This window comes from Synechocystis salina LEGE 00031 (assembly GCF_015207985.1).
Taxonomy (GTDB): Bacteria; Cyanobacteriota; Cyanobacteriia; order Cyanobacteriales; family Microcystaceae; genus Synechocystis; species Synechocystis salina.
The window spans coordinates 17,246-35,665 of record NZ_JADEVV010000031.1; the positions used below are offsets into that span (position 1 = coordinate 17,246).

Genomic DNA, 18,420 nt, shown 5'->3' on the forward strand with positions numbered 1-18,420 from the left:
GCGTACTCAGCGGATTGACGCTGTACCTTGCGGCTCTCCACTCGTAGGAGAAACTAATAGATTGGAAACTCGTTGAGGGGTAGTCCGGTGACATCCCTCAACTGGCTCTCCACTCGTAGGAGAAACTAATAGATTGGAAACAGAAAAAGGGCGTGAGGCGGATTCGGTCTTTACTGTGATGCTTCTCTCCACTCGTAGGAGAAACTAATAGATTGGAAACTTAGATCTTCAACAAGCCACTAATGCTTTAGCCGACACTCTCCACTCGTAGGAGAAACTAATAGATTGGAAACTTTGCCTGCAAACATTACCGTTGCTACAACAGCAACTCTCCACTCGTAGGAGAAACTAATAGATTGGAAACCCAATGCCTTATCGGCGGCGGATGTGAACACCACGGCGCTCTCCACTCGTAGGAGAAACTAATAGATTGGAAACAGTCCGGGTTTTCCTGGTGGGGGGAACTAACACGGGCTCTCCACTCGTAGGAGAAACTAATAGATTGGAAACTTGGCGATCGCCGCATCGGGAATCTCGTCAACGACTCTCTCCACTCGTAGGAGAAACTAATAGATTGGAAACCCTGCCAGTGCGATTGAGTACTATTTTCTTCGCTACAACTCTCCACTCGTAGGAGAAACTAATAGATTGGAAACTACCATCTGCGTGGCTACCCACGCAGACTTCATCCCCCCTCTCCACTCGTAGGAGAAACTAATAGATTGGAAACTGTAATTAATCTATAATGTTATGTGGATAGAATTCCTGTAATCACTCTCCACTCGTAGGAGAAACTAATAGATTGGAAACTATTTCGTCATAGACGATAGCTACAAAGTCCTCTATCTCTCCACTCGTAGGAGAAACTAATAGATTGGAAACACGAGCGGCACGGGCAGCCCGACGAGCAACCACTTGGTCAAACCACTCTCTCTCCACTCGTAGGAGAAACTAATAGATTGGAAACCCCCTAGGTGTCTAAGGGCGGTATAGTTCATGAACTCTCCACTCGTAGGAGAAACTAATAGATTGGAAACGGTGCTGAACTTATGACCGGCTTTAACGGCGTAGAAGTTCTCTCTCCACTCGTAGGAGAAACTAATAGATTGGAAACCCGAAGACAAGCAGCCTTATCCTGCAGAGAAACTATATTTCTCTCCACTCGTAGGAGAAACTAATAGATTGGAAACATCGTTTCACACAATCACCTGCATCCCTTCTGCTTAAAGCTCTCCACTCGTAGGAGAAACTAATAGATTGGAAACTTAAGGAAATATTAATAACCTCCTCAAAATCATCTTCCTCTCCACTCGTAGGAGAAACTAATAGATTGGAAACACCGTTGGACAGTTGGAATGTTGGTAATGTTACTAATATCTCTCCACTCGTAGGAGAAACTAATAGATTGGAAACCATTACCTGTTCCGTGCGTAGAGGAAAAGCATGACGCTGCTCTCCACTCGTAGGAGAAACTAATAGATTGGAAACAACAAAACAGGAAAAATGAACAAAAAAAAAGACCCTCTGGGGGTCTTGTTGGGGGACTCTCCACTCGTAGGAGAAACTAATAGATTGGAAACCCGACCCGACCTGACCCGGGTCCTGGCCCAGGCCCACTCTCCACTCGTAGGAGAAACTAATAGATTGGAAACTTGATTAAATGCGACATCAGCTAACATTGCTCCATTAACTCTCCACTCGTAGGAGAAACTAATAGATTGGAAACACCTGAGGAAGGGAGGTTGATTGCTCCAGGTATTACTCTCCACTCGTAGGAGAAACTAATAGATTGGAAACAAATACTGCCGTGGCTGATCCGTTTAGACCCACTGAGATAACGTCTCTCCACTCGTAGGAGAAACTAATTGATTGGAAACTGACCTATATAGCCGCTACGTGCGGCAGGAGGCATGACTCTCCATTCCTAGGAGAAACTAATTGATTGGAAACACTCATGGGAGTTGACCAAGGCTTGATTGAGACATTTGCTCTCCATTCCTAGGAGAAACTAATTGATTGGAAACTTGGGGTGAGTGCCTATTCATCTGGGCAATAGGAGAACTCTCCATTCCTAGGAGAAACTAATTGATTGGAAACAGGAAGCTGGTCGCAGCTATCAAACTGAACAGCCCCCTTCTCTCCATTCCTAGGAGAAACTAATTGATTGGAAACGGCAGTGGTCTTCTTCTTGCTCATGTCTTGATCTCCTCTCTCCATTCCTAGGAGAAACTAATTGATTGGAAACTTCCGACTGGCTAAAGGTTAACTCCCAGGCATACATGGCATACTCTCCATTCCTAGGAGAAACTAATTGATTGGAAACCTCGCGGAATATGTGGTCATTGACTACACTCAGCCTCTCTCCATTCCTAGGAGAAACTAATTGATTGGAAACTGATCCGTATTCGGGATGCCAGGAAGCATAAGCTCCGCACTCTCCATTCCTAGGAGAAACTAATTGATTGGAAACGTGATGATGAAACCGTCACACCAATCACGGGTAGTAGTCTCTCCATTCCTAGGAGAAACTAATTGATTGGAAACTTTGTCAGGGCCTGACCTAGACATTTGGGTATGTCTGTTGGCTCTCCATTCCTAGGAGAAACTAATTGATTGGAAACCACCCGATCAATCAAGGTCCCCTACTAATACCTTGATACCGGCTCTCCATTCCTAGGAGAAACTAATTGATTGGAAACCAAGAAGCCCGGTTGTCTTGATCCTTCCATTCCTCTCTCCATTCCTAGGAGAAACTAATTGATTGGAAACCCATAACTAAGGCTAACAAGAATCACTTTTTTGCGACTCTCCATTCCTAGGAGAAACTAATTGATTGGAAACCTTGACAGCCCCGCATTTGCAACGACATTCCAAAAGTGCTCTCCATTCCTAGGAGAAACTAATTGATTGGAAACCATTGATCGGTGTGGCCCATGCTGGGGAAGTATCAGGCTCTCTCCATTCCTAGGAGAAACTAATTGATTGGAAACCCCATAGGTGACAAAATTTGCCACTAATTGTCCATTGCAATCTCTCCATTCCTAGGAGAAACTAATTGATTGGAAACTCATGGCCATTTATAGTTACCTTGGGGATTGTGACCCTTTGGGAACTCTCCATTCCTAGGAGAAACTAATTGATTGGAAACATTTCTTCTTGACTAAGGATCTTTTCGTACCAAGTAACTCTCCATTCCTAGGAGAAACTAATTGATTGGAAACCCTACCTCGGCAAGGCCGGCGGTCATTTCGTTGTAGACGTCTCTCCATTCCTAGGAGAAACTAATTGATTGGAAACCCCCTGGGCGGTTCCTTGACCGCTTGAATTAATCATCTCTCCATTCCTAGGAGAAACTAATTGATTGGAAACTTCCAGCATTCACACCGGACGAAGTTGGAATTGCTTTCGTTGACTCTCCATTCCTAGGAGAAACTAATTGATTGGAAACACGGCAGGGAATCCACGTCCGACCATGATGTCGTCCTCTCCATTCCTAGGAGAAACTAATTGATTGGAAACACTCCCCAACCGGCATTCCATACAATACAAAAGGCAAAAAAACTCTCCATTCCTAGGAGAAACTAATTGATTGGAAACTGATCCGATACTTATTGACTTTGACTTCAGCGGCTTTTTGGGCTCTCCATTCCTAGGAGAAACTAATTGATTGGAAACTGATCCGATACTTATTGACTTTGACTTCAGCGGCTTTTTGGGCTCTCCATTCCTAGGAGAAACTAATTGATTGGAAACCGATTAGATTAGACATAATTCATCCTTGTTTAGTGTTAGTTCTCTCCATTCCTAGGAGAAACTAATTGATTGGAAACCGATTAGATTAGACATAATTCATCCTTGTTTAGTGTTAGTTCTCTCCATTCCTAGGAGAAACTAATTGATTGGAAACATGCCCATCGGTCAGGGCTTCCACAGTCACATTTCATGGCGACTCTCCATTCCTAGGAGAAACTAATTGATTGGAAACATGCCCATCGGTCAGGGCTTCCACAGTCACATTTCATGGCGACTCTCCATTCCTAGGAGAAACTAATTGATTGGAAACTACCGACTATTTTAGGACACAAAAAAACCTACCCGGTTACTCTCCATTCCTAGGAGAAACTAATTGATTGGAAACTGGTGCAACGCCCCACGGGTAAGAACCCTTACTGTCTCTCCATTCCTAGGAGAAACTAATTGATTGGAAACAAGTGTAAAGGGTAACACCCTGTAACCCGCCTGCTGTATGGCTCTCCATTCCTAGGAGAAACTAATTGATTGGAAACGCGGAGGCTCACTGGAAGACTTAGCCCAGAAGTATGGACACCTCTCCATTCCTAGGAGAAACTAATTGATTGGAAACCAGGTGAACGATAGTATCCGTACCTTGGAGGGAGACTACTCTCCATTCCTAGGAGAAACTAATTGATTGGAAACAGGGTAAATGTAATCACAGTAAATCCATCACGTACGTCAACTCTCCATTCCTAGGAGAAACTAATTGATTGGAAACCCATTGCTTGAGAATGGGCAACGTTAACGCAGAATCTCTCCATTCCTAGGAGAAACTAATTGATTGGAAACGGCTACTGAGTACGACCCCTTCTAATTTAATTAACTCTCCATTCCTAGGAGAAACTAATTGATTGGAAACTTCTTCCGTGGGCGACACTTGTAACTACCCTTATTCTCTCCATTCCTAGGAGAAACTAATTGATTGGAAACTTCTGTATATCGTATAACGATGACGCTTTCATCTTACTCTCCATTCCTAGGAGAAACTAATTGATTGGAAACGTCATAAATTGACCGGCAAGCAATTTTCAACCGCCCTCTCTCCATTCCTAGGAGAAACTAATTGATTGGAAACCCCCAAGGTGATGGTCAAACGGCTGATGCGAACACTACTCTCCATTCCTAGGAGAAACTAATTGATTGGAAACAGGTTGTAAAGAAATTGGGGTGCCGTTATAAATCTGGCTCTCCATTCCTAGGAGAAACTAATTGATTGGAAACTCGGGTGGAGGGATCTTTCAATAAGGAAACAATAGAATTTGACTCTCCATTCCTAGGAGAAACTAATTGATTGGAAACCCCAGTAGGGGCGACGGTTGGCGTTCTGTTCCTCGGCCTCTCCATTCCTAGGAGAAACTAATTGATTGGAAACCTGCCGTAGGGCGAACTGTACTGGGCGACCCGCAAGCTCTCCATTCCTAGGAGAAACTAATTGATTGGAAACTCGATCCAGATGTGGTCATTGACCACTTTGATCCGTTCGGGGCTCTCCATTCCTAGGAGAAACTAATTGATTGGAAACAATGCCTAGCAGGGCCAGGCAGGTTCAAAGGATATGTCTCTCCATTCCTAGGAGAAACTAATTGATTGGAAACCCTTTGTTTTGTTTCAGGATGAATACCAATTCAAGAGAGAGCTCTCCATTCCTAGGAGAAACTAATTGATTGGAAACATGTTGGGGATCGATGTTAATAGTTAAAGCGTCAACAACTCTCCATTCCTAGGAGAAACTAATTGATTGGAAACAAAACTATTTCGTGTTTCATGAAAATCAATCCTTTACTCTCCATTCCTAGGAGAAACTAATTGATTGGAAACCTCGCTCACCCGGTACACTGGTTTGTTGCTTACTCTCCATTCCTAGGAGAAACTAATTGATTGGAAACAAATAGCTGCCTGATTGGACAGAGTTAGGCGCGCGTCTCTCCATTCCTAGGAGAAACTAATTGATTGGAAACAATGCCTAGCAGGGCCAGGCAGGTTCAAAGGATATGTCTCTCCATTCCTAGGAGAAACTAATTGATTGGAAACCCTTTGTTTTGTTTCAGGATGAATACCAATTCAAGAGAGAGCTCTCCATTCCTAGGAGAAACTAATTGATTGGAAACATGTTGGGGATCGATGTTAATAGTTAAAGCGTCAACAACTCTCCATTCCTAGGAGAAACTAATTGATTGGAAACAAAACTATTTCGTGTTTCATGAAAATCAATCCTTTACTCTCCATTCCTAGGAGAAACTAATTGATTGGAAACCTCGCTCACCCGGTACACTGGTTTGTTGCTTACTCTCCATTCCTAGGAGAAACTAATTGATTGGAAACGGCCTCAGGACAGTATTCAACACTGTCAGACCACCACAGCTCTCCATTCCTAGGAGAAACTAATTGATTGGAAACCGATTAATGCGTTTAACCGGGAGTTACATCCTTACTCTCCATTCCTAGGAGAAACTAATTGATTGGAAACTACTTTCTGGTCAGCATACTTTTCAGCACGCGCTATAGAAGTTCTCTCCATTCCTAGGAGAAACTAATTGATTGGAAACACATTATCTACTCTTTAGAGCGGTAGCATCTCCATGTTCTCTCCATTCCTAGGAGAAACTAATTGATTGGAAACTCTTGTCCATGGTAATCAGGGTAACTGACATCTTTGCTCTCCATTCCTAGGAGAAACTAATTGATTGGAAACCAACGTAACTAACACAGCCTTCCATGAAAAACCCCTGGCGGCTCTCCATTCCTAGGAGAAACTAATTGATTGGAAACTCGATAGCCCACCGCGCGAGGCAGTCGACTACCATTTTTCTCCATTCCTAGGAGAAACTAATTGATTGGAAACTCAGTAAGTTTCATGGAAAGTAATTGCTTAAAGTTAGGCGATGATTACTTGTAAAACCGTTAAGACCTGTTCAATCAATGGTGTTGGCATGATTTCCCCCGTGCTGATCCACCAGCGTTGGCTCAGGTCTAAAGTGCGAATTTGTTCAGCAATTATTGAGCCCGTTATCTTGTAGCCTGCGGGGATGGGGAGCAAAGTTTTTACTTCTGGTTTAATGGTGCCAGTAATGGGGGAAACAATTACAATCCCGTTCCTGGCCTGATTAAAAGCGGTATGACTAAGCACCAAACAGGGGCGAGCCTCTCCCATTTGTTCTCTTCCTTGGGTTGGATTAAGCTGAACCCGAATGACTTCCCCCCGTTGGGGATAAATCAGTTCTGTCATATCATTTCTTGGCCCGTCATCGGACTATCAACAAAGTCCTGGGCATCTTCAGGATATTGAAAATCCGCGGGGATACTGGCTAGGAGTTGATCGAGTTCCAGGGGTGCTGTTTTTTTACGAATGACGAGGGATTGCTCCATTTCTTGTAGCTCGACGATGCAATTTTCTTCCCAGGCTAGGCTTTCAACTAACTTATGGGGGATTCGGAGTCCCAGACTATTACCCCACTTTCTGAGGGGAATATCCATAACGTTATCCTCAGGATTTTTCTTTAATTATACTTTGTATAATTTGTCCTCGACTGATCCACCAGCGTTGGCTCAAGTCTCAGGTACGAATTTGATCAGGTTGCAGAACAGTGCGGATGATTGGACGGTAAAAGTTGAGGATATCCATCGGCTAATGACCTTTGATCAGAACCATGGGCTTCAGATAGTCCACGTTTAGATATTCCCAATGCCCTCTGTGTGAACAAATCCACCATAGGGACATCCATCAATTATTCGGTGTAGGGAAGGGTGGGACGACGGAGGTTGCTCAAAGTCCAGACTGGGCGATCACATTTGACTGCTTGGAGACGGCGTAGCTGATCGGCATTGTAGTTTAACTCCTGGAACATTTGGGCAATTTCTTCCTTGAGCTGACGATTTTCTGAGAGCAAACGTCGATTAACCTGTAGTTGTTCGTTTTTAAATTGTTCTAATTCCTGATCAAACATCCGTTGAAATTCAGCCCGCAGATCGGCTTTGAGGCTAACTAATTCTTGCTGTTGTTGGGCAATGCTTTCGTCTACAAGCTTGAGATCCGCTGCTACCTTTTGCAATAAGTCCTGTTCCCCTAACTGATCGGCCAGTTGGGCGATCGCCGTTAGTAGGGGTTCTAATCTGAGCTGTTGTTGTTCTAATTCCTGCAATTGACAACGGATTTGCTGACTTTGGGCGGTCAAATCCCCCATTAATTCTTCTAGTTCTTGCTTTTGTTGGTTTATGGTGGTAAGCGTAGAACCTAACTGACCTTCAATGTCCGATCGCCATTGGGCAATGAGCTCTTTTCCCGCTTCAAAATCCGGTACATAACGGTCAATTACTGCCGTTGTGGTTTGGTCAATGCGGCCGTCTAAACCGGCCAACTGGGAGGCAATGTCCTGCAACTGGGCCAATTGGGCCAACAAAGCTTCCGCCCCCCCTAGCTGGGTTAGGGTTTGTCCCAGGCGATCGCCATCGGTGCGTAACTGTTCCGTTTGGCTTTGCAACTGCTGGGCCATAGCCTGAGCTTCGCCAATCTGCCCGGTTACGGAGCGTAGTTCTTCCAAGCGATTAAAATCTTGGCGCAGTTGGTCGGGCCCACCCATCTGGTTAATGGTTTCAGTTACCTTTTCTGCTGTTTTAACGCCATCCCTTAACTGCTCACTTCTTTGGTTAATTGCCACCAAGGAGTGCTGTAACTCTTGTACCTCTTGATGAATAGTATCAAACTGTTTTTTACAAGTTTCCGTGGTCTGACTAAGGTCAGCTTTGGCTTGGGTAATGATATTCGGATCCCAGGCTTTTTCTAGCCCCTGGCGAATTAAATCAGTTAATTGCTCCAGAGCGTTAATAGTATCTTGGTCAGAAGTGAAGTTTTGATTTTTCATTAGTTTACTAGATCAAAATTAATGGTTAGGGAAATATTAATAAATTGACGTTAACCAACCTTAAGCCGTTGTTCCGTTCTGGTTTTAAGTATGGACAGGAGGTTGTCTGATGTCTTGAGCCAAGGGAAGTTATTGCAGCGATTGGTGGTTACTAGTCCATAAAAGCTTGCCAGGCGATCGGCTTCTAAAGGCAAACAGCGGTGACGTAAATCCTCTTGGATACCGGCCATAACTTCTTCATAAATACTAGGATCAGACTGCCGTAGGGACTGGGCTACTTCTGCTGCTTGCCAAGATTGGCCAAGACAACGATAAATTAATGTTTGTAGGCGGGGAACTTCTCGTACTTCCGGTTGTTCAAAATATGCTTTTAATGGCGCATGCGATTCTAAATTTCCGAAGAAAAGCTTAACAATATCTGCCTCGATTGCCATGGTATCTTGACTGCTAGTGGCATAGTTTTTCAGTATGTTATAGAGGTCATAATAAAGTATTGGATCTGCTTGTGAAGCGCCTTCCAGAATAATGCTTTTGAGCCCCTGTTTTCCTGTTTCTGAGGTGTCCAGACTGCTGGTTAATTCCGTAATCCACCGTAGAGCCTCGATAACCTGCTCCTGATTTTGATAATTCAGTTGCTCGACAGCATTAAAAGTTTCTCCATCTTTGCTGATAATAAGATTCTGAAAAATTTCTTCTCCCAGTTCTGCTAACTGTGCCTTCGTGGTGACAATCAGCAAACGAGAACGGGCTCGGGTGAGCTGAGTGTACCATTTTGTATAGGCCTCCATGCGCCCACCGTTTTGAGGTAGATCAAAGGGGCAAAAGGCAATGCAGGAGTCAAATTCTCGCCCTTTAGCTTGGGAAACGGGCATAAATTCTAGAAATCTAACCCGGTCCGGGCTGACATGGTAATGGTCACTGCAAAATAGCCTGGCCCGGGCCGCTAAACGCCATTGTAGAGAATGTTTTTCCTGCCATTCGCTGATTTGTTGGGAAACAGTCGCCACCAGGGGCTCTAAAAAGGTTTCCGCCGTAGTTCGATCAGGGTAAACCAAAAGCTTGACTGCATCACCAGGTTTTTCAAAACAGAATTTAGGATCTGTTGGTTTGGGTAGCTGTCTTGCGCCCCATGGTCTGGAATCGTTTGCCCTTAACTGAAAGCGGTTAGCCAAAGTCAGAATCGATTCGGTGGTGCGGTAGTTATCCCATGGCAATTCCTTGGTTTTATTAAGGTGCAATCCTCCCCAGGTAAAGTCAACGGGGGCAATCCGTTGGTTAATATCGCCCAAAAGCCATAGATTAACTGGATGATTCACTTCCGTTTGCCAATGGTGGCATAGTTGCTTGATAATCTCAATTTCTTCCACCAAGTAATCTTGGGCTTCATCAGCAATGATAGTGGTGCTCCAACCGGGAATAAGGCAACCAGGGGGATTTTCCTGGATATATTGCAGTAATTCTAGGGTGTAATCCCGACGGCATAACTCCTGCCTTGACCATGCTTCTTGCCACCATTGGGGTCGAATATCTTGTAACTCTTTAATTCGATTCTTATTATCATTAAAAACATCATCCTCCTGATAATTTTCATTGAGTACGTAAAGCTGGTAAAGCAAAACATCTCGATAGGTAATGGGGTCCCGGCCGCTGGTTCCCCAATGGCGATGTTGCTGGGCTATTTGTTGCAGAACTTGCAACTCTTTGGCTGGGGGGGCGGCTTGGAATGGCAATTGGGGAAAGGCTTCCGCTAACCATTGCTGAAAAGTACCAATAAATAAATTTTCCCCGGCCGATTCTTGGCGAATTTGACGAATACAGCGGTATTTAGTTACCTGTTGATCAATTAAGGCTTCTGGCAAAAGAAAGACCACATTTTGTCCTGCATAGGCTAATTCACAAGCTTTCTCTGCGGCGTTTAGGGTTTTGCCAGTGCCGGGGGCAGATTGATGAATGGTGGAATGGTAGGGGACGTAATGGTAATCAGGATGGTTACGGCGATCGTAGGGATGGTGGTGGTAGATGTTGACTGCTTCGTCTGCATCCTTGATTTGTTGGTCACTGCGTTGGGCCGAATAGAGGTAACCGTCGTTGATAAACCAGTCCCATTCCACACCGGTTTCCCCATGCCATTGGTAACAAGGATTTCTAGGTAGGGCATCAAAATCTTGGTCATAGGTGTGATCATCCCGCAGGACGGCGGCAATCACTGTATAGTGGCTGGGACTATGGTCGTCAAAAAATAGACGTAGGTAACCGCCTCCCCCCAGTCCTCTTTTTTGATACTCAGTACACCGACTATCGCGTAGAATTTGGTTCCCTGCGGTGTTATCCAAGGATAATTGACCAAAAATCTCTGGGATAACTCGATTGTTCATCGCAGAGCGCAGTTTTCTTAGTTGTTGGATGGCATGGCGGGTGACGACAATACTAGACATTGGCGTGGAACCTCTGGGGGACGGGCTAGATTAAATTGGCAGAAACACCTTTCATTAAACCGTGCTATGGAAAACCCTCTTTCCACTGCATCAACAAGATGATATCTGCCGGTCAGTAGTGGCAAATTAGGTATTGTTTAATACTAACAGTCTTGTTGATGAGTCTGTTAGTGTACTAGTATTGATGCTTAGTCCAATCAATTGATTATTACAATGTGTTTATAAAGTCTTATTTTGCCCCCTTCCTCACTAAAGCTCCGGCAAAAAATCCTATGAGCAGTACTATTACCATTATGAGCTTGAAGTGGGGGGAAAACGGGTTAAACGCTCTGCCTATATTCCCAAGGATAAGCTTGATGTGGTGCAGGAATGGGATAGAAAAAAACTCGATGTAACCTTCATTCTGCAATACCTTGGCAAGACTGTCTAGTTAGCAATGGACACTGTAAACTCAACTCCATGTCTAGTGGTTGATGGACAATGTAAAGTCACCGTTAGACAACCATATTTTTCCTGGTCTGTACTATCTGCCACAGCTCCCTCAATCACCGCCGGTGACAGCTCACTTTTCGAGAAATCTTGAACTAATGAAACGACTCTTTTTTGACCTGGAAATTATCAAATTAATCCAACCCGATCGCCGTTATCCTGAACTGGAGGTCTGTGCCGGTTGGCGTGACTTTGCCAATATGGGTATTAGTTGTGTTGGCTATGCAGTAGAACTTGCCCCGGCTTGTGCAGAGTCTTGGCCCGATCTAAATTTTGTCGAAATGGCCTTGAGTGGGAACTATCAACTTATTGGTTTCAATTCCCGTAGCTTTGATGATCGCCTGCTGGCGGCCCATGGGCTGAAAGTGACAAGTGTTGACCTGTTGGAAATGGTTAAGTTAGCGGCCTATGGTTCAACTTCTTGGCAAGATCAACCCCCCGGTTATTCCTACAAACTGGATGCCCTAGCGGAAGCTAATCTGGGTTTCCACAAAACAGGCCATGGGACCCTGGCTCCTATCCTTTGGCAATTGGGGAAACAACAGGAAGTCTTGGACTATTGCGCCAATGATGTTGCCATCCTACAGGCCCTATTTTTCAAGTTCATCGGTGATGGACTAGTTGACCCCAACAACGGCGATCGGTTAACTCCCCCCAGTGAACTGGTGCGGATTGATTGACTCTAAACCCCTAGTAATTTTTTTAGGACTGTCTGGTGGATACAAGACAGTGTAAAGCTCCTAATAGACAGCCAATGGATTTTGTTACAGGGTTTGCCAGAATTGTTCATATTCCCAGCGTTTACCCCATGCGTTTACCTATTTTTCCTATTGTTGCCAGTATTTTAATGTCCACTTTGCCTGTGGTGGCTCAGGTTATCCTCCCATTTGTCGGGTTACGCTATGAAGCTATCTCAGATCCCGACCTTGAAACCTTGGTTTATAAAAACCTTCCAGCGGGCATGGTTTCTGAAGGTGGCTCCATAGTCGGTGAAGTTGATATCCCCCAACCCTTGGCTGTTTCCTGGTATCGCCTGGGCGATGTTCACTATATGTGGTTTGAGAAAATTCTTTCTAATGTAATTACGGAACGCCCCAAAGGATTAAAGAATCATCAAACCATTTTGGTTTTGGATGCGGTGCAACTGCCCGGTGGGGAATTTTATCTTTTGCGTGGATGTGAGCGTAACGGTGAACAAGATCCAGAAATTTTTGTTATTGGAGACACTACAGATCCAGACTCAGAATGGGTCACGGAATTTAAACAAGTCTGGCGGGCCAATCGACAAACGGAAAAGCTTGAAAAAATCTCCCCTGTCGGTATTCGCTGTGAGAATCCAGTCTGGGGGATCTAAACGCATTGCGGAAACTGTCTATTAACCACTTGATAGTGTCTAGTTTTATTCCCTTCTTAACTGTCTAGTTAGTAGGAGACAGTTAGTTTTGCTTTTTCCAGAATCTCTGCTGAGTAAGCTTTTAAGTTATCTAGTCAGCACTGGACATCGTGAAGTAGCCGCAGGATTTATGTGTCTACTAGTTGCTGGACAGTTGTAAATTCGAGGACTGGCTGTGAACCCCTAGTAATTTTTTGAGGTCTGGTTACATAACCGACTTACCATGGTTGGAGAATAACCATAGCTTGGTATGGAGAATAATTCCGAATGTCCACTTCTGCCTTTCCCAGAACCGTTTTAGTCACTGGTGTTACTGGACGTACAGGTTCATTGGTGTTCCAAAAATTACAGGCTCAGCCGGAATATTTTACTGTCAGAGGATTAGGGAGATCACCGGAGAAACAGCAACAGGTGCTCGGGGAGCAATCGACGTGTTTTGTAGGAGATATACGCAAACCAGAAACTTTAGTCGAGCCTCTGCGGGGCTGTAATGTTTTGGTCATCTTAACCAGTGCGATTCCTGTGGTGGTTGGACAACCAGAACCTGGGCAACGCCCTCCCCTTGGTTTTTTGACGGGAGAGATGCCGGAGGATGTCGATTATCATGGTCAGGTGAATCAAATTGAAGCGGCTAAGGTGGCTGGAGTCGAGCAGATTATTCTGGTGGGTTCGATGGGAGGAACCAATCCAGATCACATGCTTAATAAGATTGGTGATGGCAATATCTTGCTCTGGAAACGTAAAGCTGAGCAATACTTGATTGATTCTGGCATCGATTACACGATTATTCGGGCAGGCGGTTTATTGGATCAGCCTGGGGGTAAGCGAGAGCTTTTGGTGGGGAAGGACGATCAATTACTGATTGAGCCACCGGATGGTATTCCGACTTCTATTCCCCGTGCTGATGTTGCGGAACTAGTGGTATGGGCAATTATTGAACCTCAAGCCCGTAACAAAGCTTTTGATGTGATTTCCAAGCCAGAAGCCGATCCTACGGGCACTGTTACGAGGGATTTTGCTAGCCTTTTTTCCCAGACAACGCCGGGATTGTAAGCTTCGGTAATTTTTTAAGACTGTCTAGTATGGTGTCTATTAACTACTTGATAGTGTCTATTCTTGATTTTTTCTCAACTGTCTAGTAAGCAGGAGACAATAATGAGGTGTATTTTCAGAATCTTTTCTGGGCAAGCATTTTAAATGTCTAGTCATCACTGGACAGCGTGAAGTATCGGAACATTGCTAGTGTCTAGTAGTCACTGGACAGTAATAGACATTTCACCCGTGTAAGAATCCAATGCTGCCGATCGCCGATTTGTTAATCCGTTATAACTTAAAGACCCGCCAGAGCCTCTACAACCGCATTAATGCTTTGGGGCTTGAACCGACCCGTAAGGGGAATAAGGTTTTGTTTGATGATGAAGCGGTTAAGTTACTTGATCAGTTAGATGAACATCTAGCCGAAGGCGGAACCCTAAACAATTTTGTACCTTCCTCCGAAGTGACCACGGTGGGAAGCAGTATTGAACCCGTCACCGTCGAGTCTGACCTGTTGCCTTTTGACCCCGGCATGATGGCCCTGATCCAGTTGATGGAATCCCGGCGATCGCCGTTGGATAATCTCAGAGATTTAGAAGATGCGGTCAGTTATGGTTGGTTACTCACCACCACCCAGATCGAAAAATTACTAGGGGTTAAGCCCAGAGGTGAACAGTTTGATCGCCAAGGGTTTCTATTCAGTCGTCAGGGGAAAGCAGGACGGGAAGCCCAATGGTCTGTGACAAAAATTACTACCGGTTTACGGTCTGTGGAAGCCCAGTAATGTTACTGTCTAGTGACCATTGGACACTGTATATTACTCACTAGATACTTGCTTGAAAGCCTTGATTATTAAGGGTTTGAGCAAATAGATACTTAGATTAACTCCATGAATGATTCTCCCGATTTGACCCCCGACGAGATTCAATCCATCACTGATTTTTTGGTGACGGTTTACCCTGGCAATATCGAGAATGTTGAAGTGCCGGAGGAAGTGAGTGATGAACTCTATCGCTATACTTTCTGGGATGGCCCCAAACACATCGAGGTTATGGTCAATGAAAAGGCGATGAAAATTGCAACCCGCATCTTGAACCCCGATGATATTTAGGGCTATCAATTGCCCACTAGACACTGTTTATTACTTACTGGACAGTTAACTGAAAGTCTTGCCAAATATAGCTTTCAGGAAATTATTACGGGTTATAGTGACCGATGTCACAAAAATTACTAGGGGTTTGGGATGAAAGATAGCCGTTATCCCCCAGACTGGCCTCAGTTAGCTCTGGACAAAAAGCAGTCCGTTAGTTGGGTCTGTGAACGGTGCGGGGTGCAATGTCTTAAGCCTGGGGACGGGAAGGGTCTGCTAAAGGAAGAACGGTATAGGCTTAGGATGGCGGTTCACCATTGTGATTATGATCCAGGTAATAACTCCCCTAGTAATTTGATGGCTCTTTGTTCCTCCTGTCATCTTCACTACCACCGCAGGCAACAGGGGAATATTTCACTAGGGCAATTATCGCTAAAATTTTACTAAGGAATAAAAATATTTACAACTCTATATTGTTACTACTGCCAGTTTTATTTCTATGCAAACCACTCCGGGCCAAGTTGTTTTCTGTCGTGATCGTCAATGGGTTGTATTGCCCTCCACCCACCGGGATTTGGTGCGTTTGCGACCGTTAAGTGGTAGTGAATCCCAGGTGTGTGGTGTTTACTTACCGTTGGAAGAAGGGGCGATCGCCGAGGCAAAATTTCCTATGCCAGGGGTGAAGGAGTTGGGAGACCATGAGGCGAGTCAATTACTGTTTGAAGCGGCCCGATTGAGCTTGAGGAGTGCGGCAGGGCCGTTGAGATGTTTAGGGCGGTTATCGGTGCGACCCCGACCCTATCAGCTTGTCCCCTTATTGATGGCCTTACGGTTGGAGACCATTCGTTTACTGATTGCTGATGATGTCGGGATTGGTAAAACTATTGAAGCGGGGCTAATTTTGCGGGAAATGATCGACCGGGGGGAAATCCGCCGCAGTGCGATTCTTTGCCCCCCTCAATTATGTGACCAGTGGCAACGAGAATTAAAGGAAAAGTTTCACATTGATGCGGTGGTTATTCGTTCGGGTACAGTGGCAAAGCTAGAACGGCAAATCCCCAATGGCAGTCATATTTTCAGTTATTTTTCCCACACCATCATCAGTCTGGATTATGCGAAGGGCGATCGCCGTCGGGCCAGTTTTATTGCCCATTGCCCTGATTTAGTCATTGTGGACGAGGCTCATACCTGTAGCAATGGTGGTAAATCCCAAGGAAATTATCAGCAACGCCATCAGTTATTACAGGAAATTGCTCAAAAAACCAATCAACATTTGGTTTTACTCACCGCAACGCCCCACAACGGTATTGAAGCATCTTTTCTTTCATTATTGGGTCTATTAAAACCCCAGTTTGAATTGTTGCCATTGGATACCTTAAATGAACAACAACGGATTGAACTGGCTCAACATTTTGTGCAACGACGGCGGCAGGATGTGACCCAATGGATGGATACGGATACCCCGTTCCCAGACCGTAATTCTCTAGAAGCCGTTTATCAACTGTCCAAAGACTACAATGCCCTATTTAGCGATGTCTATGACTTTGCCAGGGGGTTAGTGACGGATGTAGAAAATTTAAGCTATGCCCAAAAGCGGGGACGGTATTGGTCAGCGTTGGCCATTATTCGCTGTGTGATGTCTTCCCCGGCGGCGGCGGTGTTAACGTTGTCCAAGCAACTGCTGAAAAATACGGAAACTGTCGGTTTAGAAGATTTAGATGATGAATGGGTTGTCTCCCATGTGTATGACAACACCGACCAGGAAAAATCCGTCGATAGTCTACCGATCGCCGTCATTGAGCAGGGTAAGCAGTCCTTTAGTGACCGGGAAAAACGACAACTGCGGCAATTTATTCAAGGGGCAGAAGCATTACGAGGACAAAAGGATCACAAATTGCAAACCACCATTAAATTAGTGACCGATTGGCTCAAGGCGGGCCATCACCCGATTATTTGGTGTCGATATATTGCCACCGCCAATTATGTAACCGCCGAGTTACGCCAACAATTTGAAAAAAAGGGTAAATCCCTGCGGGTGATTGGGATTACCGGGGAACAGTCGGAGGATGAACGGGAAATTCGCTTAGAGGAATTAAAATCCTTTTCTCAACGGATTTTAGTAGCTACGGACTGCTTAAGTGAAGGGGTTAATCTGCAAACCCATTTCACCACTGTCTTGCATTATGATTTGCCCTGGAATCCTAATCGCTTGGAGCAACGGGAAGGCCGAGTGGATCGCTACGGCCAAACAGCCCAAACGGTGGATTGCATTTTGCTCTATGGCGACAATAACCCCATGGATGGGGCGGTTTTAGATGTGCTGCTGCGGAAAGCGGTCAAAATTCACCGCACTCTGGGCATTACCGTGCCGATACCTATGGATAGTACCAGCATCCAAACCGCTATTTTTCAATCCCTCTTTGAACGGGTTAAGCAAGCGCAAACGGTGCAATTAAATATTTTTGACCTGCTTACGGATAACAATCAACCTCTGGTGGAAATCGAGAAAAATTGGGATCGTTCTGTGGAGAGGGAAAAGCTTAATCGTAGTCGTTTTGCCCAGCGGGCCATTAAGCCAGAGGAAGTTCAGCAAGAACTTGAAGAATCCGATCGCATTTTGGGCAGTGAGGCGGATGTAGAGCAGTTTGTGATCACTGCCTGTGCCCGTCATCATTGTTCCCTGGTTAAGCAAAAACAAGGGTGGTCACTCCCCCACATTCCCCCATTTTTGCAACCCACCTTAGGCGATCGCCCTAGATTAATCACCTTCACCACCCCAGCCCCGGACGGTGTGGAATATGTGGGACGGAATCATCCTCTGGTGGAAGGTCTAGCCCAACATTTACTAGAAACGGCTTTGGATGAACATCAAACAGCGATCGCCGCCCGTTGTGGCTTTATTGTGACGGATCAGGTTCAAAAACCAACCAATTTGTTACTGTTACGATCACGCTATTTGCTCAAGGACAAAACTAAGACTGAATTATTGGCAGAGGAATGTTTAATCCGGGCCTTTACGGGCAGTTTTGACAATCCCCAATGGTTATCCCCCGAAGCAACCCAGCAACTTTGGGCCACGACTAAACCCACAAAAGATTACCCCCTAGCCCGTCAACAAATCACCTTGGAGCAAAAACTAACCGCTTTTCCCGACCTGGAACCGGCCTTGATGGAGATCGCCGTTGAACAAGCTAAACAACTGGAAGTATCCCACCGTCGGGTGAGACAAATTACCAAAGAGGGGCGGGTCACTGTGAAAGCCCAACTGCCCATGGATATTTTAGGCTTCTATATTTTCCAGCCCCAGTAATAAAATCATTTCCC

The 18,420-nt window shown here is 45.1% G+C and carries 12 protein-coding genes and 1 CRISPR repeat array (1 of these 13 running past the window's edge); of the genes, 8 read left to right on the forward strand and 4 right to left on the reverse strand.

The features are described 5' to 3' along the window. Nucleotides 1–6,637: a CRISPR direct-repeat array (repeat unit 36 nt; unit sequence CTCTCCATTCCTAGGAGAAACTAATTGATTGGAAAC) (it extends 1,645 nt beyond the left edge of the window). A gap of 33 nt (nucleotides 6,638–6,670) precedes the next feature. The 4 genes from IQ217_RS11590 to IQ217_RS18940 all read right to left on the reverse strand — a co-directional run bounded on the left by IQ217_RS11590 (nucleotide 6,671) and on the right by IQ217_RS18940 (nucleotide 11,089). Continuing rightward, on the reverse strand, nucleotides 6,671–7,021 hold the full coding sequence (locus tag IQ217_RS11590; protein WP_228024311.1) for a type II toxin-antitoxin system PemK/MazF family toxin: 351 nt from the start codon (nucleotides 7,019–7,021) through the stop codon (nucleotides 6,671–6,673). Continuing rightward, nucleotides 7,018–7,269, reverse strand: coding sequence for an AbrB/MazE/SpoVT family DNA-binding domain-containing protein (locus tag IQ217_RS11595; protein ID WP_194020059.1), 252 nt, complete (start codon nucleotides 7,267–7,269; stop codon nucleotides 7,018–7,020). Before IQ217_RS11595 ends, IQ217_RS11590 begins: the two co-directional genes overlap by 4 nt. Before the next feature lie 251 nt (nucleotides 7,270–7,520). Further along, nucleotides 7,521–8,654, reverse strand: coding sequence for a coiled-coil domain-containing protein (locus IQ217_RS11600; protein WP_194020060.1), 1,134 nt, complete (start codon nucleotides 8,652–8,654; stop codon nucleotides 7,521–7,523). A gap of 50 nt (nucleotides 8,655–8,704) precedes the next feature. Beyond that, entirely contained in the window at nucleotides 8,705–11,089 is a 2,385-nt protein-coding gene (locus tag IQ217_RS18940) for a helicase domain-containing protein (RefSeq protein ID WP_228025750.1), read from the reverse strand. A gap of 304 nt (nucleotides 11,090–11,393) precedes the next feature. Here IQ217_RS18940 and IQ217_RS19260 point away from each other — a divergent pair, with 304 nt between their 5' ends. The 8 genes from IQ217_RS19260 (at nucleotide 11,394) to IQ217_RS11645 (ending at nucleotide 18,406) form a co-directional block, all read left to right on the forward strand. After that, complete coding sequence (locus tag IQ217_RS19260) at nucleotides 11,394–11,519, forward strand: hypothetical protein (protein ID WP_265583635.1); 126 nt, start codon at nucleotides 11,394–11,396, stop codon at nucleotides 11,517–11,519. 157 nt (nucleotides 11,520–11,676) lie between these two features. Further along, nucleotides 11,677–12,258, forward strand: coding sequence for a 3'-5' exonuclease family protein (locus tag IQ217_RS11615; RefSeq protein ID WP_194020061.1), 582 nt, complete (start codon nucleotides 11,677–11,679; stop codon nucleotides 12,256–12,258). A gap of 128 nt (nucleotides 12,259–12,386) precedes the next feature. Continuing rightward, entirely contained in the window at nucleotides 12,387–12,932 is a 546-nt protein-coding gene (locus IQ217_RS11620; RefSeq protein ID WP_194020062.1) for a hypothetical protein, read from the forward strand. 306 nt (nucleotides 12,933–13,238) lie between these two features. Then, the gene (locus IQ217_RS11625) at nucleotides 13,239–14,024 is read left to right on the forward strand and encodes an SDR family oxidoreductase (RefSeq protein ID WP_194020063.1); all 786 of its coding nucleotides are present in this window, start codon (nucleotides 13,239–13,241) and stop codon (nucleotides 14,022–14,024) included. A 241-nt stretch (nucleotides 14,025–14,265) separates the two neighbouring features. Further along, a complete protein-coding gene (locus IQ217_RS18945) occupies nucleotides 14,266–14,790 on the forward strand; it encodes a hypothetical protein (protein WP_228024224.1) in 525 nt (174 codons plus the stop codon). Between the two features lie 105 nt (nucleotides 14,791–14,895). Next, entirely contained in the window at nucleotides 14,896–15,117 is a 222-nt protein-coding gene (locus tag IQ217_RS11635; protein WP_194020064.1) for a hypothetical protein, read from the forward strand. A gap of 132 nt (nucleotides 15,118–15,249) precedes the next feature. After that, entirely contained in the window at nucleotides 15,250–15,543 is a 294-nt protein-coding gene (locus IQ217_RS11640) for an HNH endonuclease family protein (RefSeq protein WP_194020065.1), read from the forward strand. 52 nt (nucleotides 15,544–15,595) lie between these two features. After that, entirely contained in the window at nucleotides 15,596–18,406 is a 2,811-nt protein-coding gene (locus IQ217_RS11645; protein ID WP_194020066.1) for a helicase-related protein, read from the forward strand. The last annotated feature ends 14 nt before the right edge of the window (nucleotides 18,407–18,420 follow it).

Excerpts from the sequence above, each read along its gene's own strand:
- IQ217_RS11590 (WP_228024311.1), bottom strand. The coding sequence starts at position 7,021 with ATGACAGAACTGATTTATCCCCAACGGGGGGAAGTCATTCGGGTTCAG.
- IQ217_RS11595 (WP_194020059.1), bottom strand. The coding sequence starts at position 7,269 with ATGGATATTCCCCTCAGAAAGTGGGGTAATAGTCTGGGACTCCGAATC.
- IQ217_RS11600 (WP_194020060.1), bottom strand. The coding sequence starts at position 8,654 with ATGAAAAATCAAAACTTCACTTCTGACCAAGATACTATTAACGCTCTG.
- IQ217_RS18940 (WP_228025750.1), bottom strand. The coding sequence starts at position 11,089 with ATGTCTAGTATTGTCGTCACCCGCCATGCCATCCAACAACTAAGAAAA.
- IQ217_RS11615 (WP_194020061.1), top strand. The coding sequence starts at position 11,677 with ATGAAACGACTCTTTTTTGACCTGGAAATTATCAAATTAATCCAACCC.
- IQ217_RS11620 (WP_194020062.1), top strand. The coding sequence starts at position 12,387 with ATGCGTTTACCTATTTTTCCTATTGTTGCCAGTATTTTAATGTCCACT.
- IQ217_RS11625 (WP_194020063.1), top strand. The coding sequence starts at position 13,239 with ATGTCCACTTCTGCCTTTCCCAGAACCGTTTTAGTCACTGGTGTTACT.
- IQ217_RS18945 (WP_228024224.1), top strand. The coding sequence starts at position 14,266 with ATGCTGCCGATCGCCGATTTGTTAATCCGTTATAACTTAAAGACCCGC.
- IQ217_RS11635 (WP_194020064.1), top strand. The coding sequence starts at position 14,896 with ATGAATGATTCTCCCGATTTGACCCCCGACGAGATTCAATCCATCACT.
- IQ217_RS11640 (WP_194020065.1), top strand. The coding sequence starts at position 15,250 with ATGAAAGATAGCCGTTATCCCCCAGACTGGCCTCAGTTAGCTCTGGAC.
- IQ217_RS11645 (WP_194020066.1), top strand. The coding sequence starts at position 15,596 with ATGCAAACCACTCCGGGCCAAGTTGTTTTCTGTCGTGATCGTCAATGG.